The 21675-nt window shown below is 66.1% G+C and carries 24 protein-coding genes and 1 tRNA gene; 15 read left to right on the plus strand and 10 right to left on the minus strand.

Annotation, left to right across the window (positions count from 1 at the left end):
- Nucleotides 1-205 precede the first annotated feature (205 nt).
- From ACFV15_RS29230 to ACFV15_RS29270, 9 genes are read left to right on the plus strand one after another with little or no spacing between them, the layout of a single operon-like run.
- Complete coding sequence (locus ACFV15_RS29230; RefSeq protein WP_378354105.1) at nt 206-985, plus strand: MlaE family ABC transporter permease; 780 nt, start codon at nt 206-208, stop codon at nt 983-985.
- The gene (locus ACFV15_RS29235; protein WP_378354107.1) at nt 985-1842 is read left to right on the plus strand and encodes an MlaE family ABC transporter permease; all 858 of its coding nucleotides are present in this window, start codon (nt 985-987) and stop codon (nt 1840-1842) included. The genes ACFV15_RS29230 and ACFV15_RS29235 overlap by 1 nt, the downstream gene beginning before the upstream one ends.
- Entirely contained in the window at nt 1839-3089 is a 1251-nt protein-coding gene (locus ACFV15_RS29240) for an MCE family protein (protein ID WP_378354109.1), read from the plus strand. Before ACFV15_RS29235 ends, ACFV15_RS29240 begins: the two co-directional genes overlap by 4 nt.
- Nucleotides 3086-4099 (plus strand): MCE family protein, encoded by a 1014-nt coding sequence (locus ACFV15_RS29245; RefSeq protein WP_378354111.1) that lies wholly within the window; start codon nt 3086-3088, stop codon nt 4097-4099. The genes ACFV15_RS29240 and ACFV15_RS29245 overlap by 4 nt, the downstream gene beginning before the upstream one ends.
- The gene (locus ACFV15_RS29250) at nt 4096-5079 is read left to right on the plus strand and encodes an MCE family protein (protein ID WP_378354113.1); all 984 of its coding nucleotides are present in this window, start codon (nt 4096-4098) and stop codon (nt 5077-5079) included. The genes ACFV15_RS29245 and ACFV15_RS29250 overlap by 4 nt, the downstream gene beginning before the upstream one ends.
- Nucleotides 5076-6131 (plus strand): MCE family protein, encoded by a 1056-nt coding sequence (locus ACFV15_RS29255; RefSeq protein ID WP_378354115.1) that lies wholly within the window; start codon nt 5076-5078, stop codon nt 6129-6131. The genes ACFV15_RS29250 and ACFV15_RS29255 overlap by 4 nt, the downstream gene beginning before the upstream one ends.
- Nucleotides 6128-7156, plus strand: coding sequence for an MCE family protein (locus tag ACFV15_RS29260; RefSeq protein WP_378354117.1), 1029 nt, complete (start codon nt 6128-6130; stop codon nt 7154-7156). The genes ACFV15_RS29255 and ACFV15_RS29260 overlap by 4 nt, the downstream gene beginning before the upstream one ends.
- Nucleotides 7153-8310: an MCE family protein gene (locus tag ACFV15_RS29265; protein WP_378354119.1), complete on the plus strand. Its 1158-nt coding sequence runs from the start codon at nt 7153-7155 to the stop codon at nt 8308-8310. Before ACFV15_RS29260 ends, ACFV15_RS29265 begins: the two co-directional genes overlap by 4 nt.
- An 11-nt stretch (nt 8311-8321) precedes the next feature.
- Complete coding sequence (locus ACFV15_RS29270; protein ID WP_378354121.1) at nt 8322-8840, plus strand: hypothetical protein; 519 nt, start codon at nt 8322-8324, stop codon at nt 8838-8840.
- Nucleotides 8841-9128: 288 nt separating this feature from the next.
- On the opposite strand, the gene ACFV15_RS29275 is transcribed toward ACFV15_RS29270, so the two are convergent.
- Complete coding sequence (locus ACFV15_RS29275; RefSeq protein WP_378354123.1) at nt 9129-9659, minus strand: BTAD domain-containing putative transcriptional regulator; 531 nt, start codon at nt 9657-9659, stop codon at nt 9129-9131.
- A gap of 414 nt (nt 9660-10073) precedes the next feature.
- On the opposite strand from ACFV15_RS29275, the gene ACFV15_RS29280 reads away from it, so the two are divergent.
- Nucleotides 10074-10508, plus strand: coding sequence for a hypothetical protein (locus ACFV15_RS29280; protein ID WP_378354125.1), 435 nt, complete (start codon nt 10074-10076; stop codon nt 10506-10508).
- Between the two features lie 54 nt (nt 10509-10562).
- On the opposite strand, the gene ACFV15_RS29285 is transcribed toward ACFV15_RS29280, so the two are convergent.
- From ACFV15_RS29285 to ACFV15_RS29300, 4 genes are read right to left on the minus strand one after another with little or no spacing between them, the layout of a single operon-like run.
- Nucleotides 10563-11372 carry an SDR family NAD(P)-dependent oxidoreductase gene (locus ACFV15_RS29285; protein ID WP_378354127.1) on the minus strand — a complete coding sequence of 270 codons (810 nt, stop codon included), beginning with the start codon at nt 11370-11372 and terminating at the stop codon, nt 10563-10565.
- Entirely contained in the window at nt 11372-12847 is a 1476-nt protein-coding gene (locus tag ACFV15_RS29290) for a flavin-containing monooxygenase (protein WP_378354129.1), read from the minus strand. The genes ACFV15_RS29285 and ACFV15_RS29290 overlap by 1 nt, the downstream gene beginning before the upstream one ends.
- Complete coding sequence (locus ACFV15_RS29295; protein ID WP_378354131.1) at nt 12840-13685, minus strand: alpha/beta fold hydrolase; 846 nt, start codon at nt 13683-13685, stop codon at nt 12840-12842. Before ACFV15_RS29295 ends, ACFV15_RS29290 begins: the two co-directional genes overlap by 8 nt.
- A complete protein-coding gene (locus tag ACFV15_RS29300; RefSeq protein WP_378354133.1) occupies nt 13682-14584 on the minus strand; it encodes a diiron oxygenase in 903 nt (300 codons plus the stop codon). The genes ACFV15_RS29295 and ACFV15_RS29300 overlap by 4 nt, the downstream gene beginning before the upstream one ends.
- A gap of 68 nt (nt 14585-14652) precedes the next feature.
- Between ACFV15_RS29300 and ACFV15_RS29305 the strand changes: the two genes are divergently transcribed.
- From ACFV15_RS29305 to ACFV15_RS29325, 5 genes are all read left to right on the plus strand, one after another.
- Complete coding sequence (locus ACFV15_RS29305) at nt 14653-15306, plus strand: TetR/AcrR family transcriptional regulator (protein WP_378354135.1); 654 nt, start codon at nt 14653-14655, stop codon at nt 15304-15306.
- A 92-nt stretch (nt 15307-15398) separates the two neighbouring features.
- A complete protein-coding gene (locus ACFV15_RS29310; protein ID WP_378354137.1) occupies nt 15399-16238 on the plus strand; it encodes a trypsin-like serine peptidase in 840 nt (279 codons plus the stop codon).
- Between the two features lie 12 nt (nt 16239-16250).
- Nucleotides 16251-16472, plus strand: coding sequence for an RNA-binding S4 domain-containing protein (locus ACFV15_RS29315; protein ID WP_378354139.1), 222 nt, complete (start codon nt 16251-16253; stop codon nt 16470-16472).
- A gap of 22 nt (nt 16473-16494) precedes the next feature.
- Nucleotides 16495-16773, plus strand: a complete 279-nt coding sequence (locus ACFV15_RS29320) for a DUF2277 domain-containing protein (RefSeq protein WP_378354141.1) — start codon at nt 16495-16497, stop codon at nt 16771-16773.
- A 145-nt stretch (nt 16774-16918) separates the two neighbouring features.
- Nucleotides 16919-17344 carry a hypothetical protein gene (locus ACFV15_RS29325; protein WP_378354143.1) on the plus strand — a complete coding sequence of 142 codons (426 nt, stop codon included), beginning with the start codon at nt 16919-16921 and terminating at the stop codon, nt 17342-17344.
- A gap of 446 nt (nt 17345-17790) precedes the next feature.
- Here the strand turns inward: ACFV15_RS29325 and ACFV15_RS29330 are convergent, their stop codons facing one another.
- The 5 genes from ACFV15_RS29330 to ACFV15_RS29350 form a co-directional block, all read right to left on the minus strand.
- A complete protein-coding gene (locus ACFV15_RS29330; RefSeq protein WP_378354145.1) occupies nt 17791-18204 on the minus strand; it encodes a hypothetical protein in 414 nt (137 codons plus the stop codon).
- A 106-nt stretch (nt 18205-18310) separates the two neighbouring features.
- Nucleotides 18311-19987 (minus strand): alpha/beta hydrolase, encoded by a 1677-nt coding sequence (locus ACFV15_RS29335; protein WP_378354147.1) that lies wholly within the window; start codon nt 19985-19987, stop codon nt 18311-18313.
- Nucleotides 19987-20307, minus strand: a complete 321-nt coding sequence (locus ACFV15_RS29340) for a hypothetical protein (protein ID WP_378354149.1) — start codon at nt 20305-20307, stop codon at nt 19987-19989. The genes ACFV15_RS29335 and ACFV15_RS29340 overlap by 1 nt, the downstream gene beginning before the upstream one ends.
- A 457-nt stretch (nt 20308-20764) precedes the next feature.
- A tRNA-Ser gene (locus ACFV15_RS29345) sits at nt 20765-20849 on the minus strand.
- Nucleotides 20850-20868: 19 nt separating this feature from the next.
- The gene (locus tag ACFV15_RS29350) at nt 20869-21345 is read right to left on the minus strand and encodes a MarR family winged helix-turn-helix transcriptional regulator (RefSeq protein ID WP_378354151.1); all 477 of its coding nucleotides are present in this window, start codon (nt 21343-21345) and stop codon (nt 20869-20871) included.
- Between the last annotated feature and the right edge of the window lie 330 nt (nt 21346-21675).

The following is a 21675-nucleotide window of genomic DNA, read 5'->3' on the forward strand; positions in this document are numbered from 1 at the left end:
CTCCGCCATTGGTGGTACCGCCCCACCCGTCTCCCACCGCCACCCTCAACGGAGACGCGTTCCGCGTCGCTGTTTTGGTCTGTACAGAATGACGTGTCAGTCTCTAATGTGCCACTATGACCCAGGACACATTTGGAGCACCGACCACCTGAGGTTGCCGAGTAGTTGACGATGTGTCAATATCACCGATCCTGGAGGTGAGCGCATGCAGATCCTGGAGCGGGTGCCGAAATCGTTCGTCACCTTCGGCAGGGTCTTGGTGCTCGCCGTCGACGCGCTGCGCTACATCCCGCACAAGCGCTTCCCCTGGAAGGAATTCGTCCGGCAGGCCTGGTTCATCACCAGCGTTTCCATGGTGCCGACGCTGCTCGTCGCCGTTCCGTTCGGCGTGATCGTTTCGGTGCAGGTCGGCAGCATTTCGCAGCAGGTCGGCGCGACCTCGTTCATGGGCGCGGCCAACGGGCTCGGCGTGATCCGCCAGGGTGCTCCGATCGTTGTCGCGTTGTTGCTCGCCGGTGCCGTCGGCTCCGCGATCTGCGCCGACCTCGGCGCCCGCAAGATCCGCGACGAGATCGACGCGCTCGAGACCATGGGCCTGTCCGCCGTGCAACGACTGGTCGCACCCCGGCTCGCCGCGACGCTGCTGGTCGCCGTGCTGCTGTGCGGCATGGTCTCGTTCACCGGCGTCGTCACCGGTTACGTGTTCAACGTCCTCGTGCAGAGCGGCACGCCCGGCAGTTACGTCGCGACCTTCGCCGCGTTCGCGCAGCCCGCCGACTTGATCCTCGCCGAGCTCAAGTCGGTCATCTTCGGCGGGATCGTCGCGGTCGTCGCCTCGTACAAGGGACTCACCGCCAGCGGCGGGCCGAAAGGCGTCGCCAACGCGGTCAACGCGGCCGTCGTGCTGTCGGTCGTGCTGCTCTTCGCGGTGAACGTGATCATCACGCAGCTCTACGCCGTGCTGTTCCCGCAAAGGATCGCGTGATGGCCGTCGGCTCGAAGCATCCCGTCATCCCCCGGCCGATCACGGCCGTGGCAGGGAAGCCATACGACGCGCTCGTCGGGATGGGCCACCAGATCACCTTCTTCGTGAAGGCGTTCGCCGCAATCCCGTTGACGCTCAAGAACTATCGCGCCGAGGTGTTCCGGCTGCTCGCGGACATCAGCTGGGGCAGCGGCGCGATCATCGTCGGCGGCGGGACGATCGGCGTGATGGCGTTGCTGGCCGTGTTCACCGGCGCGTCCGTCGGCATCGAGGGCTACAACGCGCTCGACATCCTCGGCATGGCTCCGCTCACCGGTTTCGTTTCGGCGTACGGGAACACGCGCGAGATCGCGCCGCTGATCGCCGCGGTCGCGTTCGCCGCGCAGGCGGGCTGCCGGTACACCGCGCAGCTCGGCTCGATGCGGATCTCGGAGGAGATCGACGCGCTGGAGTCGATGTCGATCCGGCCGCTGCCGTATCTGGTGACCACGCGGATGCTGGCCGGGTTCCTCGCGATCATCCCGCTCTACTCGGTCGGGCTCGCCGGCAACTACCTCGCGACCCAGCTGATCCTCAGCGGGCTCTACGGCCAGTCGTCGGGCACGTATCTTCACTACTTCCAGGCTTTCCTGGTGCCGATGGACGTGTTCCTGTCCGTGGTCAAGGCGGTCACATTCGTCGTGGTGGCGACGCTGATCCACTGCTATTTCGGCTACTACGCGTCCGGCGGCCCGCAGGGTGTCGGCGTCGCGTCCGGCCGGGCGATCCGCGCGAGCATCATCGTGATCGTCGTGCTGGACATGCTGATGACGCTGGCGTTCTGGGGCTTCGACCCGGGAGTGCGGATCTCGGGATGACCTACATCGACCCCTCCGGACGAGGACCGCGCGCCGCGACACTGGCCGTGCGCGGGGTCGTTTACCTGGCCGTTCTCCTGCTGATCGGGACCTTTCTTCTGCTGCAGTCTCGTGGCGCGTTCCGTGACGATTTCGCCGCCACCGCGGTGGTTTCGGACGTCGGCGACGGGCTGCCGGTCGGCTCGGACGTCAAGGTGCGAGGCGTGCTCGTCGGCACGGTCGCCGCCGTCGAATCGCAGGCGGGCACCGCGCGCCATGTCGTGCATCTGAGGCTGCGACCGGAGCAGGTCAGCGGGATCCCGGCTTCGGTGAAGGCGCGGATCGTGCCGACGAACATCTTCGGGTCGCCTTCGGTCGAGCTGGTGCCCTCGCCGGGCGACACCACGTCGTTGACCGCCGAAACCGTGATCACCAGCGACGATTCGCAGGAGACCGTCCAGCTGCAGACCGCGATGACCAAGCTCAAGGACATCCTCACGGCGGTCCAGCCGTCCAAGGTCAACGCCGCCCTGACCGGGATTTCGCAGGCTTTGTCCGGGCGCGGTGAGCAGCTCGGGAACATGGTCAGTCGGCTCGACGGCTACCTGACCGCGTTGAACGCCCAGAGCGGGACGTTCAGCCACGACGTCACCGCGCTGGCCTCCGCGCTCGAAGGCCTCCAGCGCACGGCGCCCGCGTTGCTCGACACGGTGGACAGCGCGCTGGTCACCACCAAGACCATTGTGGACAAACAACAGCAGCTCGCGGCCTCGCTGGCTGGTGGCGCGGTGGCCGTCGACACCGTGCGCGGGTTCATGAACGACAACGCCAACCGCGTGATCACGGTGATCAAGCAGAGCCGCCCGATCGTCGGCACGATCTCCAAGCAGAGCGGGGCGATCCCGGTGTCGTTCGACGCGCTCGGCCGCGGCGCGACGGCCGTGTCCGGCGCGTTCCCCGGTGGCAAGCTCACGATCGACCTGGTCATCTCGCTGTCGCCGTTCCACCTCTACACGCCCGCCGACTGCCCGCGGTACCCCGGCATGAACGGCCCGAACTGCGGTCGTCGCTTCGAAAACCCACTGCCGCCACCAGCGCCGGTCCCCGACGAAACGCCCGAGGTCGTGCCGCAGGGCGGAACGGTCGGGCCGGTCGGCAGTCCGCAGGAGATCGAGCAGCTCAACAACCTGATCGGCGGCACCGGTTCGCTCGGCGACCTGCTGCTCGGGCCGATCCTGCGCGGCCTGACGGTGGTGGTCCCGCGATGAGCGTCCGAGGTCCGCTGATCAAGCTCGTCGTGTTCGCGGTCGTCGCGATCATGGCGACGACATTGATCTGGACCACGCTCCAGAACACGGTCAGCGGTGAGACTTACGGCTATAGCGCGGAATTCACCGATGTGTCCGGGCTCAAGGTCGGCGACGACGTCCGGATCGCCGGAGTCAAGGTCGGCCGCATCGAGGACATGGAACTCGTCGACACGCGGGCCGAGGTCAGCTTCTCGGTGCAGCGTGACCAGCCCATCTTCGAGAACACGCGTGCGCTGATCCGGTATCAGAACCTGGTCGGCCAACGCTATCTCGCGTTGCTTCCCGGTGCGGGACAAGCGAAACCGCTCACCGATGGCGCCCGCATCCCGCCCGAGCGCACCGAACCTTCGCTCGACCTGACCGCGTTGCTCAACGGCTTCGAGCCGCTGTTCTCGATGCTCGAACCGGCCGACGTCAACCGGCTGTCGGAGAACATCGTGCGCGTCCTGCAGGGCGAAGGCCCGGCGCTGACCAGCCTGCTGACCCAGAGTTCGCAGCTGACCAGCGCGATCGCGTCGCGCGATGACGTGATCGGCCAAGTCATCACGAATCTGACCGGCGTGCTGGACCATTTGTCCGGCAAGGGCGATCAGCTGCAGCAACTCGTCGGGCAGACGAAGAAGCTCGTCGACGGCCTCGCCGCCAACGCCGACCCGATCTTCGGGGCGGTCGAGCGCATCGACAAGGTCAGCGGCGCGATCACCGGGCTGATCGGCGACATCCGGCCTGCGCTGAAGGACGACATCGGCAAGTTCAACCAGGTCGCGGCCCTGTTCCTCAAGGAAGGCCCGACCGTCGAAGCGACGCTGCAGGGCCTGCCGGGCTTCCTGGCCGGGCTCGCGCGGATCAGCCATTACGGCTCGTGGTGGAACCTCTACGCCTGCGCGATCGACATCAATCTCGCGCCGCTGCCTTCGGGGATCTTGCCGAAGCTTGGCGGGGACAAGCACACGGAGGTGTGCCGATGATGGCCTGGCTGAAGTCGCGGAATCCCTTGTGGGTCGGGGTGATCGGAGCCGCGGTGATCGCGCTGCTGGTCGCCGGGTCGGTCGCGTTCGGCGAGCTAGGCCTCGGGGATGCGCGCCACGAAGCCGAATTCGCGCACTCCGGCGGTATCCGCTCTGGTGACGAGGTGCGCGTCGCGGGCATGGGCGTCGGCGAGGTCACCTCGACGAGGCTCGACGGGGACAAGGTCGTCGTGTCGTTCCGGACGCGCCGGAGCGTGCACCTCGGCACGGCCACGCGCGCGTCGATCAAGCTCGCGACGCTGCTCGGCGGGCGGTACCTCGAACTTTCGCCGCTCGGCGAGGGTGACCTGTCGGATCGCATCGCGCTGGCGCGGACTTCGGTGCCGTTCGACCTGCAGAACGTGCTGCAGACAGGCACGCCGGCCGTCGAGCAGATCGACGCCGTGAAGCTGCGTGACTCGTTGCAGGTGCTGACGGACACGTTCCGCGGCACCCCGGAAGCAGGCCGTAAGGCGCTCGACGGGCTGTCGCAAGTGTCCGAAGTGGTCAGTAAGCGGCAGGGGCAGATCAGTCAGCTCATCTCGAGCGCGGACGGGATCACCAAGCTGCTCAACGAAAATCGGACGCAGGTGTTCGCGTTGATGGGCCAGGCGGACGTACTGCTCAAGAAGCTCGTCGCACGCAAGCAACTGATCACGAACATCCTGACGGATTTCCAGCAGCTCACCACTCAGCTGCAAGGCCTGCTGAACGACAACCGCCCGCAACTGCAGCCGCTGCTGGCGAACCTCGGTGGAGTCACGGACATCCTGAAGCGCAACAACGCGGCCGTCGGCGAGGCGCTGAAGCTGCTCGCGCCCGCCGCGCGCTATCTCACCAACTCGGTCGGCGACGGCAACTACCTCACGATCAACCTGCCGTACGCGATCTTCCCCGACAACCTGTTGTGCCTCACCGGCGCGGTCAAGGGGTGCAAATGAAAGCACTCGTCCTCGTGCTGGGCACCGTCGCGGCGGTGGTGACCAGCTCCTGCGCGGCGGTGGAGTCACCGCACATCACGGTGAAAGCGCAGTTCAGGGATGCCGTCGGGCTGTACGTCGGCAACGACGTGGCGATGCTCGGCATCCCGATCGGCAAGGTGACGAAGATCGAGCCGCGCGGGACGTCCGTGCAGGTCGAGCTGGAGCTGGACGCCGACGCGAAGGTCCCGGCGGGCGCTGGCGCGGTCACCGTCTCGCCGTCCGTGGTCACCGATCGACATGTCGAGTTGACGCCCGCGTATCGCGGCGGGCCGACGATGCGGGACGGCGACCTCATCCCGCTGGATCGCACGCGGACGCCGGTCGAGATCGACCGCGTGATCAAGGCCGTCGACACGCTCGCCGGTGAACTGTCGAAGACCGGGGTGCTCAAGGACGCGACCGACGTCGCCGCCGACAACCTCGCGGGCAGCGGCGACAAGATCCGGGCGACCGTCGAGGCGTTGTCCGGGGCGGTCGACTCGATGACCGACAAGCGTGACGCGCTGACCGGGTTGATCAAGAACGTCGACACACTGACCAAGGCGGCCGCGGACAACCAGGCCGTGATCACGTCGTTCACGCAGAACCTGACGCAGGCGAGCGAGCTGTTCGCGGAGGACGCTCCGGCTCTCGGCGACGCGCTGACCAGGCTCAACGGCCTGCTCGACGAAGCGGTCAAGCTCATCGGCGAGAACCGCGACACCGCGCAGAACACCTTGCGCGGCCTCAAAGTCACCACCGGGACGCTCAGCGACCACACCCGTCAGCTCGCCGAGTCCGCTGACGTGCTGCCGCTCCTGTTCCAGAATCTCGCCAACGCGGCCGACCCCGCGACCGGGCAGCTGCGAGTGCACATCGACCCGGCCGAGATGCTGCTCGACGGTCAGCTGATCAACATCCTTTGTGGACGCGTCGGCGTGCGGCTGCCCGGGTGCGGCTCCGGCAAGCTCGGCGACTTCGGGCCGGATCTCGGGATGACCGAACTGCTGCTGGGGGCGACGAAGAAATGAGAGTCCTCGCCGCTTTCGCGTCCGTGCTCCTGCTGGCAGGCTGCAGTGTCACCGCCGCCGATCTACCGCTGCCCGGCGGCGATGTCGAAGGTGAGACCTACGAGCTGAACGCCGTGTTCACCGACGCGCTGAACCTGCCGGACAAGGCGCGGGTGAAGCTCGACGGTGTGGTGATCGGGACGGTCGAGAGCATCAGCGCCAAGGACTTCACCGCGCGGGTGCGGATGGTGGTGCAGAAGGCCGTCTCGCTGCCGGAAGGCACGACGGCCGAGCTGCGCCAAGCCACGCCGCTCGGCGATGTCTTCGTCGCGTTGCATCGCGGCAAGGGGCGGGCGCTGGCGCCTGGTGCGACCTTGGGTGTCGACTCGACCTCGTCGGCGGCGACCGTCGAAGACACATTGGCCGCACTGTCCACTTTGATCAATGGTGGCGGACTGGGGCAGCTCAAGACCATCACACACGAGGTCAACGCCGCGCTCGACGGCAAGGCCGACCAGACACGTCACCTCATCGGCGAGCTGGACACGACGTTGAAGACGTTGACCGCCCGCACCGCCGACATCGACCGGATCTTGGCTTCCACCAAGGCATTGAGTGGTTTGGCCGTCGAACGGCAGGGCACGATCGACGCGGCACTGGCGGACATCACGCCCGCGTTGCAGGTGCTCTCCGAGCAGACCGGGCGGTTCACCGAGGTGCTCACGAAGGTCGCGGACGCGGGTGACACCGGCGCGCGCGTGCTCGGCCAGACCAGTGCCGACCTCAAGGCGATGCTGCGTGATCTGGGTCCGGTGCTCGACGGTTTCGGCGCGCTGAAAGACAATCTCGGTCCGACGTTGCGGAGCCTGGTCATGCTCGGCAAGCTCGTCGAAGGCGCGACCAAGGGTGAATCCGGCGTCGGCATCGCGCGGTTCGCGGGCATCACCAACCTGCCCGTGCTGGGGCCCGACGATCTCAACGGCGCGCTGGGCACCATCTCGGACAACATCAGCGACCTGATCAGGAAGCTGGGTGGACCGCGATGAGGATCTGGCTGTCGACCGTGGGCCTGCTGACGGTGTTCGCCGTCGGGCTGGCGTATCTGCTGCTCGGCGTGGTCCGCATCGACCCGACCGCGGAAGTCATGACGATGCGGGTGAACCTCGCGCAGTCCGGCGGCCTGCTGGGGCGCTCGGACGTGACGTTCCGCGGCTACCGGGTCGGCAACGTCAAGCAGATCCAGCTGGTGCCCGGCGGGGTGGCCGTCGACATCGAGGTCGACTCCACAGCCAAGATCCCCGCCGACACCGAGGCCGTCGTCGCGAGTCTTTCAGCGGCGGGTGAGCAGTACCTGGACTTTCGGCCGCGGACCGACGCCGGGCCGTTCTTGGCGAACGGCGCGGTGATCGAGGAGAAGAACACGAGCACGCCGACGCCGTTCGCGCAGCTACTCGGCCACGTGAACGGCCTGGCAGGGCAGGTCGACCCGCGAAAACTGACGCTGGTCATCGACGAGCTCGCGAAGGCGTTCAACGGCGCAGGCCCCGACTTGAAGAAGCTGCTGGACGGCGGCGACTTCCTGCTCGCAGGCCTCGAAGGAGTACTGCCTGAGACGGTCAGCATCCTCAACAACTCGTCGGTCGTGCTGGACACCGCGAACGGGTTGACCGACGAACTGGCGCGGCTCGGCACGGCAGGCGTCCGGCTCGGCGACCAGCTGCGGAAATCCGATCCCGAGATCCGCACACTGCTCGACCACAGCCCGGCGGCCTTCGACCTCGTCGACGGGCTGATCAAGGAGAACCAGCCGACCATGGCGGCATTGCTCGGCGACCTGTCGACCGTCAGCGAAGTGGTCAGCATGCGGCTGCCCGCGATCAGCGCGTTCCTGCCCGAACTCGCGCATGGTGGCGACGCACTGGCGGCGATCGTCCGCGGCGGCGCGATCCAGACACTGGTCGACGCCTACCCGCGTGCCGGCTGCGACTACCACACCCCACGCCGCCCGCCGACCATCGGCGGCAGCCCTCCTCCCCCGCTCGACGTGCACTGCACCGACACCCGCGTGACGGTGCAGCAACGCGGCGCCCAGAACGCGCCACGCCCAGGGGGACCTTTGCCTGTACCGGTTCCTGTTCCCGCCGCCGCTCCGGAGGTGACGACATGGTTCACCCGCTATCCGCAGCTGCTGGGCCAGTAAGGAGAATCGCCGTGGACGTACTCGAAGAAGAAGCCGTTGAGGTTAAGGAAAAGCGCCCGTTCCCGGTCCGCAAGCTCGGCTTCGCAGTGCTGGCACTGGCAGTGCTCGCCGCCGGTGCGTTCTTCGCCTGGCAGTACAAGACGAAGTCGGACGCCACCGCCGCGGGCGACGCCGCACTGGCGACCGCCCGCTCCTACGCGGTCACGGTGACGACGTACGACTTCCAGAACCTGGACCGCAACTTCGCGGACGTCCTCGACGGCGCGACCGGCGAGTTCAAGGACCAGTACACGGGCGCCTCCGGCTCCCTACGCCAGCTGATCCAAGAGGCGAAGGCGACCGCACGAGGCACGGTCGTCGAGTCCGGCCTGAAGTCCGCGACGGTCGACCGGGCCGAGGTCCTGCTGTTCGTCGACCAATCGGTCACCAACGCGGCGACCAAAGACCCCCGCGTGGACCGGAACCGGGTCCTCATGACCCTGGAGCACCACGACTCCCGCTGGCTCGTCTCCTCGCTCCAACTCCTGTGAAACCCCGAATGCGGCTTTCGTCAGGTTTCAGCGTCCCAATGTGGCTTTCGTCAGCTCTGAGCTGACGAAAGCCACATTGGGATTTTTTTCAGCAGCGGGCGGGACCCGTGCCCGGGGTTCAAGGCTTGGCTGGACTTTCTCCTGCTGGAAGGTCGCTCTCGGCTGTGGGGTTTGGGTTCCATTGGGTCGGGTGGGGTGGTGGGTCGCTGCGGAAATGTTCATACGGGACCGCCCTGGTTCCACCCCAACAAACCCAAACCCCGAGCGAGCCCCAGGAAAGACTCGGATTCAGCGAGGGAGAGGGTCACCCGCGAGAAGGCGGGCATGGGCTTCGCGCAGGTCAGGCCCGGGATCCAGGCCGAGTTCGTCGGCCAGCTGGGTGCGCGCACGGTTATAGGCGAGCAAGGCTTCGGCGCGCCTGCCCGCGTGATGCAGGGCGTGGACGAGCAGTGCCCAGAGGGATTCGCGGAGCGGGTGCTCGACGACCAGGCCTTGGAGTTCACCGGCGACGTCGGCGTGTTCGCCGCAGGTCAGGCGAGCTCGGAGGTAGTCCTCGAGCACGGCGAGGCGGGTTTCGCCGAGGCGGGCGAGGTCGGCCTCGGCGCCGCCGAGCAGCGCGACGTTGGCCAGTGGCTCGCCGCGCCAGAGGCCGAGCGCGCGGCCGAAGAGTTCCACGGCTTCCGGATGCCTGGACTCGCGTAATGCTTGCCTGGCAAGGCGGACAAGGTCTTTGAAGACCGTCAAGTCCAGCTCTCCGGGACGCACCACCATGAGGTAGCCGCCCGGCCTCGTCTCCAGCCTGGCCACTCCACCGTCCACTGAGGACAGTATACGGCGTAATGCGGCGATCTGGCTGCGCAGGTTCGCCACCGCCGATGACGGTGGATTGTGCCCCCAGATGACGTCTACCAGCCTCGATACGCTGACATCCTGATTCGGAGCCAGCAATAACGCGGCCAGTAAAGATCTTCGGCCCGGTGCTTTCACCGGAATGATACTGTCCGCCGCTCTTAGTTCGAGCGGTCCCAACACGCGAAACTCCACAGCCACCCCACTGTCTTTCGCAATGCCAACTGAACGCAGGATCGCAGGCAGCACACCAAACGCAACACTCCTGCACGCATGGTCACCCCAACGGGCAATCGCTTTCCGTGTATCTACCTCGTGCGAACTTTGTATCTGCGAAGCGGATGCTCGAATCGTCCTGGTTGATACGGATCGAGGGGAAATCACGTGAAAAGATCATCCAAGCTCATCACCCTGCTGGCGGCTTTCGCTTTGCTGATCAGCGGCTTCTTCGGGGTCGCCTCGGCGACCTCCGCCGATGTGGCGGCCCAGCCTGACTCGAGCAAGGTCATCGGTCAGCGGACCGAAGCCGCGCACCTGGACCAGGTCCGCACCGCGGGCACGCTGGGTGCGATCTCCTACCGGCACCTGTGGTGCGGGGTCAAGGGCGACTTCCACCTCAACCTCACCGGACTGGGCGCTTATGACGGCCAGGCCGTCGCGGTGACCGTCGTCCAGGCAGGCACCAGCGGTTCGGAGTTCTTCGGCGCCGCACGTATGCGGGTCAACAACGTTTCAGTGTGGGCGGGCAACGTCACCGCCTGGGTCTCGGTCGAGTGGGGCGAGCCCCTCTGCGTCTGGACCCACTACGTAGCCATCTAAACGCGATAAAGCGGGCTTTATCCCACCCCGGGATAAAGCCCGCTTTATCCTGTCTCAGACTCGGACGCCAAGGCGGGCCAAGAGGGCCAGTGGGCGTTGGTAGTACGGGCCGAGCAGGCGGGGGATCGCGTCGAGAACATAGGCGTCCGCGCCGATCAGGATGCGCGGGCGGTTGCGCTCGACGCCGCGGATGATCGCGCGCGCCGCGCCTTCGGGGCTGGTGCGGGCGATCTGGGCGAACTTCTCCGCGTCGCCCGCCTCCGTTCCGCGGGCGTCGCGGGCGATGTTGGTGCGGATACCGCCGGGGTGCACGCAGCTGACCTTCACCGGGCGCTTGGCGATCAGCATCTCCTGGCGCAGCGACTCGGTGAACCCGCGTACCGCGAACTTCGCCGCGTTGTACGCGCTTTGCGTTGGCACGCCGACGAAACCGAACACGCTCGACACGTTGACCAGGTGCCCGTCGCCCGAGGCGATGAGGTGCGGCAGGAACGCCTTCGAGCCGTGCACGACGCCCCAGAAGTCGATGTTCATCACCCAGTCGAGGTCTTCCCAGCGCATCTGCTCGACCGTCGCCTGCAGCGCGACACCCGCGTTGTTGACGACCAGGTTGATCACGCCGAAGTCGGCGACGACCTCGTCGGCGTGACTGAGCACGGCCTGCCGGTCGGCGACGTTCAGCTCGTACGCCTTCGCCTCGGCACCGGCTTTTTCGCACAGTGCGGCCGTTTCCGCGACCCTGGTGAGGCTGATGTCGGACAGCGCCAGCCGCATACCGCGCTCGGCCAGCGCCAGCGCGAGTGCCCTGCCGATCCCCGAACCCGCTCCGGTGATCGCCGCGACCTTGCCGGCCAACCGTTTCATCAAGCAACTCCCGTCAGTTTGCGTGCCCGTGACCCGGTGAGCTCGAAGTCACCGGTGTCCACCTTGCGTGTCCGCAGCCAGTACTGCCAGGTGAAACCGGGCCAGATGGTCCGGTTCACGCCTTTCGAGTCGAGGTACCAGCTCGTGCAGCCGCCGGTGCTCCACACCCCGCTCGCGAGTTTGCGCTGGATCTCGTCGTTGAACGCGGCCTGCACGCTCGCCCGCACCTCGAACGCCTCCGCACGGCTGCGCCGCACCATCCGCATCGCGTCGAGCGCGTACCGGATCTGCGATTCGATCATGAACACGACCGAGTTGTGCCCGAGCCCGGTGTTCGGGCCGAGCAGGAAGAACGCGTTCGGGAACCCATTGACCGTGATCCCGAGGTGGGTCTGGATGCCTTCGTCACGCCACTTCGAAGCCAGGTCGACGCCCTCGCGCCCCTTGATGTCGAGGTAGTCGAACGAGTCCGTCACGTGGAACCCGGTCGCGTAGATGATCGCGTCGACCTCGCGCTCGACACCGCCGCTCGTGACGATCGAGTGCTCGCGGACCTCTTGGATGCCGTCGGTGATCACGTCGACATGACCGCTGGTCAGCGCCCGGTAGTACTTGTTCGAGCCGAGCACGCGCTTGCAGCCCAGCGTGTAGTCCGGCGTGACCTTCCGCCGCAACTCCGGATCGGCGATCTGCTTCGCGATGTGCCGCTTGCCGAAGTACTCCCCCACCTTGAGGATGCCGGGGTGACCGTTGAAACCGACGGCCAGCGACTCGGCCGCCCAATAGACGGCGTTGCGGTAAGCCTTGCGCACCAACGGAACCCGCTCGAAGAGCCGTTGCGTCGACTCCTTGATCCGGCCGTTGCCGCGCGGCAGCACCCACGGCGGCGTCCGCTGGTACAGGTGCAGCTCGGAAACCTCGCCGACGATCTCCGGCACGAACTGGATCGCCGAAGCGCCCGTGCCGACCACCGCGACGCGCTTGCCGTGCAAGTCGTATTCGTGGTCCCAGGTCGCCGAGTGGAACGAGTGCCCCTTGAACCGCTCGATGCCGGGCAGCGCGGGGATGTTCGGGATGTGCAGCGCGCCGACGCCCGCGACCAGGAACTGCCCGCGGTATTCACCCTTCGAGGTACCGACGACCCACTGGTTGTCTTCCCACCTCGCGGAGGTCACCTCCTCGCCGAACCGGATGTGCTCGCGCAGGCCGTACTTATCGGTCAACTCCTTGAGGTAGTCCCAAATCTCGGGCTGCCTCGAGTACGCGCGCGACCAGTCGGCCTTGGGCTCGAAGGAATACGAGTACATGTGCGATGGCACGTCACAGGCGCAGCCGGGATAGCTGTTGTCGCGCCAGGTTCCGCCGATATCGTCGGCCTTTTCGAGCAGGACGAAGTCGTTCCGTCCCTGCCGCTTGAGCTGAATGGCCATACCCAGCCCCGAAAACCCGGTGCCGATGATGATCACTTCAGGCATGCGCGATCCTCCAGATCCGGGCCGCCACCTCGGCGGATCGTTCGTACGGCAGCATGTGTCCCGTACGAGGGAACACGGTGAACTCGGCCGCGGGCAGCGCGCGGGCGATCGCGCGCGCCGTGCTCGGCGGAGTCAGCTTGTCGACGTCGCCGACCAGCACCGCGGCCGGAATCTTGCGAAACACGCTCAGCGCCTTGACCCGGTCGTGCCGCAGGATGGAACCACGGAACCTGGCCATGCTCGCCGGATGCGCGCGAGCCATCTGCCTCGCGGTCTCGGCCACCGCGGTCCTTTGTGGACGAGCGCCGAACAGCAACGGCCGCAGCAGCACTGATGGCAGCGCCCGAGCACGTGGATCACGCCTGGCCGTACGCAAAGCGGCGACCTGTTCCAGCTTCAGCATCCATGGTCTCATCCGGAACGGCCCCGCGCTGGTCGCGACGAACACCGCGCCCGCGACCCGCTGCCGGACGAGCTCCGGGTGCCGCTCGCCGAGCGCCATGATCGTCATCCCGCCGAGCGAATGCCCGGCGAGCACGACCTTTCCAGCGGCTCGCTGCTCGATCAGCTCGGCCAGGTCATCGCCCAGCCTCGCGATCGACGGCTCGCCTGCACCGGAACGCCCATGCCCGCGATGGTCGTAGCGCAGCACCCGGACTTCCGGGCCGAGCGCTGCGACGACGTCGTCCCATGACGTGTGATCGCAGGTCCAGCAGTGCGCGAGCACCACCGTCACCGGCGCGGCCGGTCCCGATTCAACGACGTGCAGCGCCACGCCGTCGCTCGTGATGAACCGATTCCTTTGCTGCGTAACGCTTTCCGACGGCAGCGCGGTCATCGAGCCGCCCTCGGCATCAGCTGGGAGCGGCGCCAGAGCGCACGCACGAGCCGCCCCTTGAGCATCCCGGACTCCTCGAAGAACGCGATGAGCTTCTCGGCCATGAACGCCAGCGTCTGCCGGTAGTGCGGGTTCTTCAGCGCGGCGCGGCGGCCGTCGCGCGGCCGGATGCCGACCGCCTTGTACACGCGCGGGTGAATCAGCATGATCGCGACGAGATTCGCGGCGATCGCCACGACCATCCGGTTGACGAACAGCTCGAACCGGTTCAGCTCGGCCGCGCTGCGTACCAGCTCGGTGCGCGCGAAGCTGATGTGGCGGGCCTCTTCAAGCACGTGGATGCGGTTCAGCATGCGCATGTGCGGCTGGACGTTTTCGTCGTTCATGCTTTCGCGCTGGCCGCGGTCGAGAATCTCCTCGATCAGCAGCGCCAGGCCGTAACTGGCAGGCCCGACCGGCAGCAGCGAGATGAACTTCATCGCCCGCGCGGCCACGCGGGGCTGGCGATAGGCACGGATGCCGGACTTCTCGATGAACCTGGCGAACATCGTCGAGTGGCGGCATTCGTCGCCGATCTCGGTCAGCGTGTAGCGCACCCTGGGCGTCGCCGGGTCACCCTCGGTGACCAGGCGCAGCAGGATGTGCATGAGCGCGGCCTCGGCGTAGATGCCGTAGCTGACCATGCTGACGGCCTCGTGTTTGCCCAGCTCGAGGCGCTGTTCCGGAGTCATCTCCTGCCACAGCTCGGTGCCGTAGAGGGTGATCCGGTGATCGGGGATGAACGGGACGCCTGGCGCCCACGGCGCGTCCCAGTCGATGTCGACTTCAGGGTCGTAGTAGCGGTCGGCCGACGAAGTGAGCAGGCGCCGGGCGACTTTCTCCTTGTCAGGTGCGGTCATCATTGAACCCCTGTTACCTGAAGTAGCCAGTACCAGCAGTACGTGATACTTCCGGTACTATCCAACGCATGCCCGGGAGTGTCAACCGTCAGCGGACGGACGCTCGCACCGAGCGCTGGCGCGAACACAAGCTCGCGCTGCGCCGGGAGTTCGTCGACGCGGCCTTCCGCGCGCTCGCGGAACACGGACCCGAAGTCAGCATGGACGAGATCGCCGCCGAGGCAGGCACCGTCAAACCCAAGCTCTACCGGCATTTCGCGGCCAAGTCGGACCTGGCAGGCGCCGTCTCCGAGCGGATGGGCGAGATCCTCTGGCAGCGACTGCTGCCCAACATGAACCTGCGCGACGCGCCGCGCGTGACGATCCGGCGCGGCCTCGAGGCGTACGTCAACGTCGTCGACGAGTACCCGAACGTCTTCAAGTTCCTCATGCGCACCGACTCCGAACCGCTGATGGAGAGCGGCAAGGAGATCGCGGGCGTCATCGCGAACGTCCTCAAGGAGTTCCTGAGCGCCACCGATCTCGACGCCGAGCTGGCGGATCCGAGCGCGTATGCCGTGGTCGGGGCGGTCGGCGCGGCGACTGAGTGGTGGATGCGCACCCGCACGATGCCCAAGGACAAGTTCGTCACGCACCTGGCCACCATGACCTGGGGCGCGCTCGACGCGGTGCTGCGCGAACAGGGCATCACACTCGACCCGGACCGCGCCGTCGAGCTGTGAGGTTGCTGTGCATCAGCCGGGCGCAGGTGTTTTCCGCGTCCGCCCTATGGTGATCTGGTTTCAACGACCTGCCGGACGGGGAAGGAGTAACCATGCGCGTGCCGCGGCCGGTTCTCCTCGTGCTCGTCTGCGCGCTGGTCGCGCTGCCGATCGCGGGCTCCGCGGTCATCCTCCAGCCGGACGACGTGCCGGTCGCCGAAGTTCCGGTCATCGAGACACCCACCCCGCAGATCGCTCCGCGAGCCAGTGAAGGCGGGCCCGAGGCCACCGCCGAAGCCGCGCCCGTGGTGCCGGCCGGCCTGGCACCGATTGGTGCGCTGTTCTCCGGCGACGGCCACTACTGCACCGCAAGTGTGGTCCACAGCGACGCCGGCGACCTGGTGCTGACCGCCGCGCACTGCCTCCACGAAGGCGAGGGCGGCGACTACATCGACGACATCTCGTTCGCGCCGGGTTACCACGACGGCGTCGCGCCGTACGGCATGTGGACGGCCGTGAAGACGCTGGTCTCGCCGGGCTGGATCGAGTCGTCGGACCCCGACCTCGACGTCGGCTTCATCACCGTCCGGCAGAACGGCAACCCGCACCCGATCGAGAGCGTCACCGGCGCGAACGAACTCGGCGTCGCCCGCGGCTTCGACAACCAGATCACCATGACCGGCTATCCGGACGACGCCGAGGCGCCCGTGGTCTGCACGAACACGACCGCCCGCGAGTCGGAGTTCCAGATGCGTGTCGACTGCGCGGGTTTCCCGGACGGCACCAGCGGCGCCCCGTGGGTCACCGGCGCCGATCCGGCGACCAAGCTGGGCACTGTCATCGGTGTGATCGGCGGTTACCAGTTCGGCGGCGACGAGGCCGACACCTCCTACAGCAGCTACTTCGACACCGACGTCCAGAGCCTGTACGCGCAGAGCACCGCGCTGGGCTGAGATGATGCGTCCATGAAGCCCATCGTGGACGTACCGATCACCGGCGAACCCATCCGTCTCGGCCAGTTCCTCAAGCTGGCCGGCATCGCCGAAGACGGCACCCACGCCAAGGACCTACTCGACGCCGACGAGGTCACCGTCAACGGCGAACCCGAGATCCGGCGCGGCCGTCAGCTGGTCAACGGCGATGTCGTCGGCGTCGGTTCGCAGCAATGCCGAGTCACCCTGGGCTGATTTCCCGCCTATCCTCGGGTGCATGTGCCGGAACATCACCACACTTCGTGGCTTGGAACCGTCCGCGACCGCCGAGGAGATCGAGGCGGCCGCACGCCAGTACGTGCGCAAGATCAGCGGCGTGCAGACCGTCACCGACAGCACCCGCGAGGCGTTCGAAGCGGCGGTCGCCGAAATCACCGCCATCAGCACCCGCCTGCTGAACGAGCTGCCGCCGCGCCGCCAGCCGCCCGCGACGGTCCCGCCGCTGCGCCGCCCGGAGGTCCAGGCCCGGATCGCCGCGCGCGCTCAGGGGCAATGAGGCGGTAGCCACCCCCGGCGGGCCCGATCGCTTCAGGCGGCTTGCCCGGCTGAGCGGCGTCGGCCAGGCCATTGTCAGCGGCAAAGGCCCTGGTCTTGTCGGTGGCGGCGATTACGCTGCGGCGAAGCACACGAGGAGGTGGCCCATGGGGGCTTCGTACTGGACGTATCGCGGCAAGTTCGACGGCGATCCGATGAAGACGTTGCACGAGATCCGGGAGCGGATCTTCCTCGAGCGTGACTACCTCTGGGAAGAGGACGAACCGCACCCCGCCTCCGTCGAGGAACTGATGGCGAACGAGATGACGCAGGAATGCGGCACCCACTCGGCGCTGGACGTCTCCCGGTTCATCGCGGCCGACGACCCTGACGACTTCGGCACCATCCGGCCGCTCACCTCCGCCCAGCTCATCGCCGCGTTCGGCACCGAGGACCCCACGATCGCCGACTACGAACGCGAGCAGAACGCCGACCTTCTCTACCTGGCGCCGCGCTGGAGCGCGACGTGCGCGTTGCTCTACGAAAACGGCACGGCCGTGGAGCTGGCGCTCTGGGGCATCTCTGGAGACTGAGCCGGGCGGAAGATTCGAGGTGAATCCTTCGAACACGACCGGCTACGAACGCGTGTTCGAGTTGTCCCCATGTTGTCCCCACCCTGTGGACAACTAGGGATCGCGCCGAGTGCCACCGGCAGACAGGCGGCCCACGAGTGTCTATCAAGACCTGCGGTCGTGGCCGGTATGGGCCTGATCCTGATACACCCGGAGGACGTGCTGCCCACCTTCACCGTCCGCGGCAATACCACTCCGTACGTCGGTGTCCGGGGCGATCCGTCGGCACGCCGAACGTCACCTACCGACTCAAATTCGCCGACACCGAAGTCGACGCCTGGACCGTCAACGCAGGCGCGACCTCAGGCAAGTACGGACGATTCACGCCTGGCGACGGAGAGCAGCACGCACATGACAACGATCATGTGATCGTCTGCCATCCGGCAAGTCTTCAAGCGCATCGACACCTATTTTTCTTTTGGCTCCGGCGTTCCGTTTGGCCACACACAGGGCGAGCTGACGCCGAGATACAGCAAACCCTGCGCATTAGTCTCGATACTCATCCGGAATCCGTTCGCAGGGTTTTCCGCAAAGAGGCGGGAGCTCGCGTCGCTGGTGATCTGAAACCCGCTGACCTTCCACCATTCACGGAGGGCAGCGAAGTTTTCCTGCGGAACGCTGGTGCGCGTGTTCACGACCTGAGCGTCACGCGTAGCGAAGACGCGCCCCTTCGGGCCCTGGTCGGTGGGGTCATCGCACGCCATGGACTCCTTGCGGAAGTCATCAGTCAGTCGCGTGTCAGGGCCGAGCGCCTTCCTCCCCTGCTCCATGAGATCGTCAACTCGCTGGTTTGCCTCTTTGACGGTGATCGTCGACTTCAATGATGTTCCCGAAGGGTTGTCGTCTCCACACGCGGTCAACAGGACCGCGCATACCGCTGTACATGTGATGCCGAGTATCAGTCTCAGGCGTTTCACTATTGGCCTCCTAGCGCGGCGGGTGGCCGGCAATAACCTCACCCATGCCTGCCAGTGCCGGGTTTCGCGGGTCCCAATACTGACTGTGAGCATCCGAACTGTAGCCGAACATCCAGCCACCAGGCCCTGGGTCGGCGTTGATGACCCGGCCGCCGAAGCTCGGATCCGTTGGATCGTTTCCTTGCGCTTGAGTATCAGGAACAAGGTCGTTGTCGGCAGCGATGGAGTAGATCTGGTCACCGGGATAGTGCAACTGGCTTGCATGGTGGACGCCCATACCTGGACTGCCGACGTTGATCACGTTGCCAGGAGCCATCCCTTCGTCTCGCATTGCTAGTCCGACCACTGTGGTGCCGTAGCTGTGTCCCACTACAGTGCTATGCGCAGGACCGTCTTTATGCGATTCGCTGAGTCCATTTTGGAAGTCCACGAGAGCATGCTTCCCGTTGTTCGCGTAGTCTTGGAAAATTGCGTTCGGGATCTCGTTTGGCGCGTCGTAGCCCATCCAGGCGATGACGGCGTTTCCGCCCGTGGCGTCCACCTTGTCTGCAGCCCGCTGCATGACGTCCGCACGGTCGATACTGGTTCCGAACGAAGGCAGGTCGGAGCTTGTGCCTGGAACGTATGTCGCGACGTTCTTGGCGGCGTCAGGGTTTCCGGTGGAGAGAATGACTTTGCCGTCGTTGGCCGTGTCGAGGCCAAGCAGGTAATGCCGCCTCGAATCGGGCGTTCCTGGCGGGTCCGCCAGTGCCTGCTCGATCCTGTCGAGACCGCCGACCTTGCCATTGGCTTCGTCGAGTTTTGCCTTCAGCGCATCGAATTCATGTTGGTCATTGAGCTTGATCTCTCCCCCGCCTGAACGGGGAAAGGTGTCAACCTTCCGTTGCAGCTCGTCGCGTTCCTTGCGCCACCGCTCATGCTCGCGGTCGAAGAGGATACGGTTCGCAATGTCTCGTTGTGTAGCTGAGAACCCGTTTCGCGGACCGACGAGTTCAGGCCTGTCTTTGGCAAGCCGAGTGCGTTGTGCTTCGCTCAAGGTCGACCAGTATGCGGCGTTCTGCGCAGCCGTTGCACCCTCCGGTGGTGGCGCTGGGATCGACAAGGAGCCGAGAGCGTCGCCTGCGTTGCCCGCGGCGGCGAGACTGGTGTGCTCGTTGTCATTAGCTCCGGCGTCGATCGTGTGCCCGGACAAGATGCGGTCGAGCACGATGCACAGGTCATCGTCGACGTCTGTGGCGCTGCGGATGACCTGCTCGACTCGGTCTTTGAGTTCGGCGGCGATCTTCTGCCGCTCACGCGCGACCGCATCCTTTTGATCCTCAGGCGTGTCCGGCGGCGGGCCGTTGTCCACGACCGCACCGTTGTCACCGATCGTGAAGCGATGCGCGGCCGCAAGATGCTCGGCGTCGGATACCCCGTGCATGATGCCCAAGATCGCGTCGCCGGTATCACCAAGACCTCGCCGAGCGGCGGCGACCTCGGCTGCGTACTCCTCCAGCGTGTCGATGATCTGATTCACCGCGCCCGCGGCAGCGCTCGCAGCGGCACCCGACCATCCATACGGCGCATTGATATCGCGCAGGTCATCCGAAAGCGCGAGGAGCTTGTTGTACTCACCGTTCAACGGACCTACCGAGTTCTGCATTGGTCCGTTCTGCCAACGCTTGACCTCGCCCCATGTGGCCATCAGGACGGCCTCGGACCGGTCGTTGGGCGCGCCTGAACCATCAGGTCGTGGCTCGCGTCCACCTCATTCGAACTGTAGCGATCAGCGGCCTTGGCCATGCTCGACGAGTGCTCATCGAGCTGGCCCTCAGCGGCCTTTTCACGGCCTTGCCACGCTTGGATCACCGCTGCCAGCTTCGGCACACAGCGCGCACCCGGCATTCCAGCGTCCCCGGTCGGCAGCACAGCGGCGCAGTCGACACCTCGCAGGCCGTCCGCCACACGCCCGGCAGCTCGGCCAGTATTTCTGATCTTGTCAATCACAACCTGATAGCCCGACACGCGGCCTCCCCCCCCGTAGTCAACCGGTGACACTACGGGGTCAAGGAAGGCCGTTTCAACGCCCGAACCCCAGGAGGGGGAGGCATACCTACCAGCTCAAGGGTCTCTACTTACCCTCGACTGAGTAGAACTACTCACCGGGCTCGGTGCCGGTCCCGCCCAGCTCGTCCCCCTCAGCATCCAAGGTAAACGTCCGCAGCGACCGGAAGTGGTTGTGGTACAGACGCCTAGGTAATCCTGATCGTGTCGGCTGACTTGTTGTCCGCTTGAAGGGACCTGCGCCACTCGCGCCCCAGCGACTCCCACTCGCCCGGTGCGTACTTGTACGCGTCTTTCATGCTCTCCACCCTGGTGCCGAAGTGTCACCAGGCGAGCGTGTTGGAAGCGCTGTGCTCGCTCATCCGCGTACTGACAAGATCGCCTCTGACCAGCGTTTCCACTGGTCAGAGGCGCTATGCGGAAGCGGAGGGATTTGAACCCCCGGTTGGTTTCCCAACGCTCGCTTTCAAGGCGAGTGCATTCGGCCGCTCTGCCACGCTTCCCTGCCGCAAGCCTAACGGGTCACGGCTCGAGCTCGGTGAGGTGTTCGAGCACTCGGCCGAAGGCGGCGCCGATGGTCGCCTGCTCGGCTGGGGTGAGCAGGTCGATCAGGTGCTCGCGGACGCCGAGCACGTGCGTGGGGGCCGCCTTTTTCAGCAGGTCGGTGCCCGCTTCGGTGAGCTCGGCGATGACGCCGCGCTTGTCCTCCGGGTCGCGGTCGCGGCGGAGTACGCCCGCCAGCTCCATGCGGCCGACCTGGTGGGAGAGCCTGCTCTTGGTGGAGCCGAGCATCTCGGCGAGGTCGCTCATCCGCATGCGCTTGTCTTCCTGCATGTCGACGCAGACGAGCACCTCGTAGTCGGTGAGCGACACGTCGTGCTGATCGGCGAGTTCGCGGTGCAGGCGCTGACGCAGGCGCAAGGTCGCGACGATGTAGGAGCGCCAGGCGAGTCCCTCCGACTCAGACAGCCATCGCACGTCCTCACGCTCCTCGCTCATGCCTGGCAGAGTAGAACGTTGATCGCCACCACCGATGCACCGCCTGCTGGGTTATAAAACTCTGCCAAAGATCGCCCGAAGGGGGATTACGAAACGGTTGAGAGTCGGCGGTAAAAGGCGCATCCTTACTTGTCAGAGGGTGGACGGGGCCGTACAAGGCGAGTCACCAGGCAACGCCGGTACGTGACCTTCCAACCGGGAAGGACAGGTGGTTGCGTGATCGCTGATTTCCCGCGGTTGACTGCCTGCTGTGTCCCCGCGAGCGGTGCGGACTGATCCCGACCCGGTCGCGATTGCGAACAGCACGCACGGGTTCTTCGTAAATGCGCT

It is taken from the genome of Amycolatopsis sp. NPDC059657 (genome assembly GCF_042734395.1).
Lineage (GTDB): Bacteria > Actinomycetota > Actinomycetes > Mycobacteriales > Pseudonocardiaceae > Amycolatopsis.

Bases quoted from the DNA above. Each gene is read 5' to 3' on its own strand.
- ACFV15_RS29285 (WP_378354127.1), bottom strand. From the start codon at position 11,372: ATGAAACGGTTGGCCGGCAAGGTCGCGGCGATCACCGGAGCGGGTTCG.
- ACFV15_RS29230 (WP_378354105.1), top strand. From the start codon at position 206: ATGCAGATCCTGGAGCGGGTGCCGAAATCGTTCGTCACCTTCGGCAGG.
- ACFV15_RS29245 (WP_378354111.1), top strand. From the start codon at position 3,086: ATGAGCGTCCGAGGTCCGCTGATCAAGCTCGTCGTGTTCGCGGTCGTC.
- ACFV15_RS29255 (WP_378354115.1), top strand. From the start codon at position 5,076: ATGAAAGCACTCGTCCTCGTGCTGGGCACCGTCGCGGCGGTGGTGACC.
- ACFV15_RS29325 (WP_378354143.1), top strand. From the start codon at position 16,919: ATGGGGGCTTCGTACTGGACGTATCGCGGCAAGTTCGACGGCGATCCG.
- ACFV15_RS29235 (WP_378354107.1), top strand. From the start codon at position 985: ATGGCCGTCGGCTCGAAGCATCCCGTCATCCCCCGGCCGATCACGGCC.
- ACFV15_RS29315 (WP_378354139.1), top strand. From the start codon at position 16,251: ATGAAGCCCATCGTGGACGTACCGATCACCGGCGAACCCATCCGTCTC.
- ACFV15_RS29305 (WP_378354135.1), top strand. From the start codon at position 14,653: ATGCCCGGGAGTGTCAACCGTCAGCGGACGGACGCTCGCACCGAGCGC.
- ACFV15_RS29320 (WP_378354141.1), top strand. From the start codon at position 16,495: ATGTGCCGGAACATCACCACACTTCGTGGCTTGGAACCGTCCGCGACC.
- ACFV15_RS29260 (WP_378354117.1), top strand. From the start codon at position 6,128: ATGAGAGTCCTCGCCGCTTTCGCGTCCGTGCTCCTGCTGGCAGGCTGC.
- ACFV15_RS29310 (WP_378354137.1), top strand. From the start codon at position 15,399: ATGCGCGTGCCGCGGCCGGTTCTCCTCGTGCTCGTCTGCGCGCTGGTC.
- ACFV15_RS29300 (WP_378354133.1), bottom strand. From the start codon at position 14,584: ATGACCGCACCTGACAAGGAGAAAGTCGCCCGGCGCCTGCTCACTTCG.
- ACFV15_RS29240 (WP_378354109.1), top strand. From the start codon at position 1,839: ATGACCTACATCGACCCCTCCGGACGAGGACCGCGCGCCGCGACACTG.
- ACFV15_RS29295 (WP_378354131.1), bottom strand. From the start codon at position 13,685: ATGACCGCGCTGCCGTCGGAAAGCGTTACGCAGCAAAGGAATCGGTTC.
- ACFV15_RS29290 (WP_378354129.1), bottom strand. From the start codon at position 12,847: ATGCCTGAAGTGATCATCATCGGCACCGGGTTTTCGGGGCTGGGTATG.
- ACFV15_RS29350 (WP_378354151.1), bottom strand. From the start codon at position 21,345: ATGAGCGAGGAGCGTGAGGACGTGCGATGGCTGTCTGAGTCGGAGGGA.
- ACFV15_RS29250 (WP_378354113.1), top strand. From the start codon at position 4,096: ATGATGGCCTGGCTGAAGTCGCGGAATCCCTTGTGGGTCGGGGTGATC.
- ACFV15_RS29265 (WP_378354119.1), top strand. From the start codon at position 7,153: ATGAGGATCTGGCTGTCGACCGTGGGCCTGCTGACGGTGTTCGCCGTC.
- ACFV15_RS29335 (WP_378354147.1), bottom strand. From the start codon at position 19,987: ATGGCCACATGGGGCGAGGTCAAGCGTTGGCAGAACGGACCAATGCAG.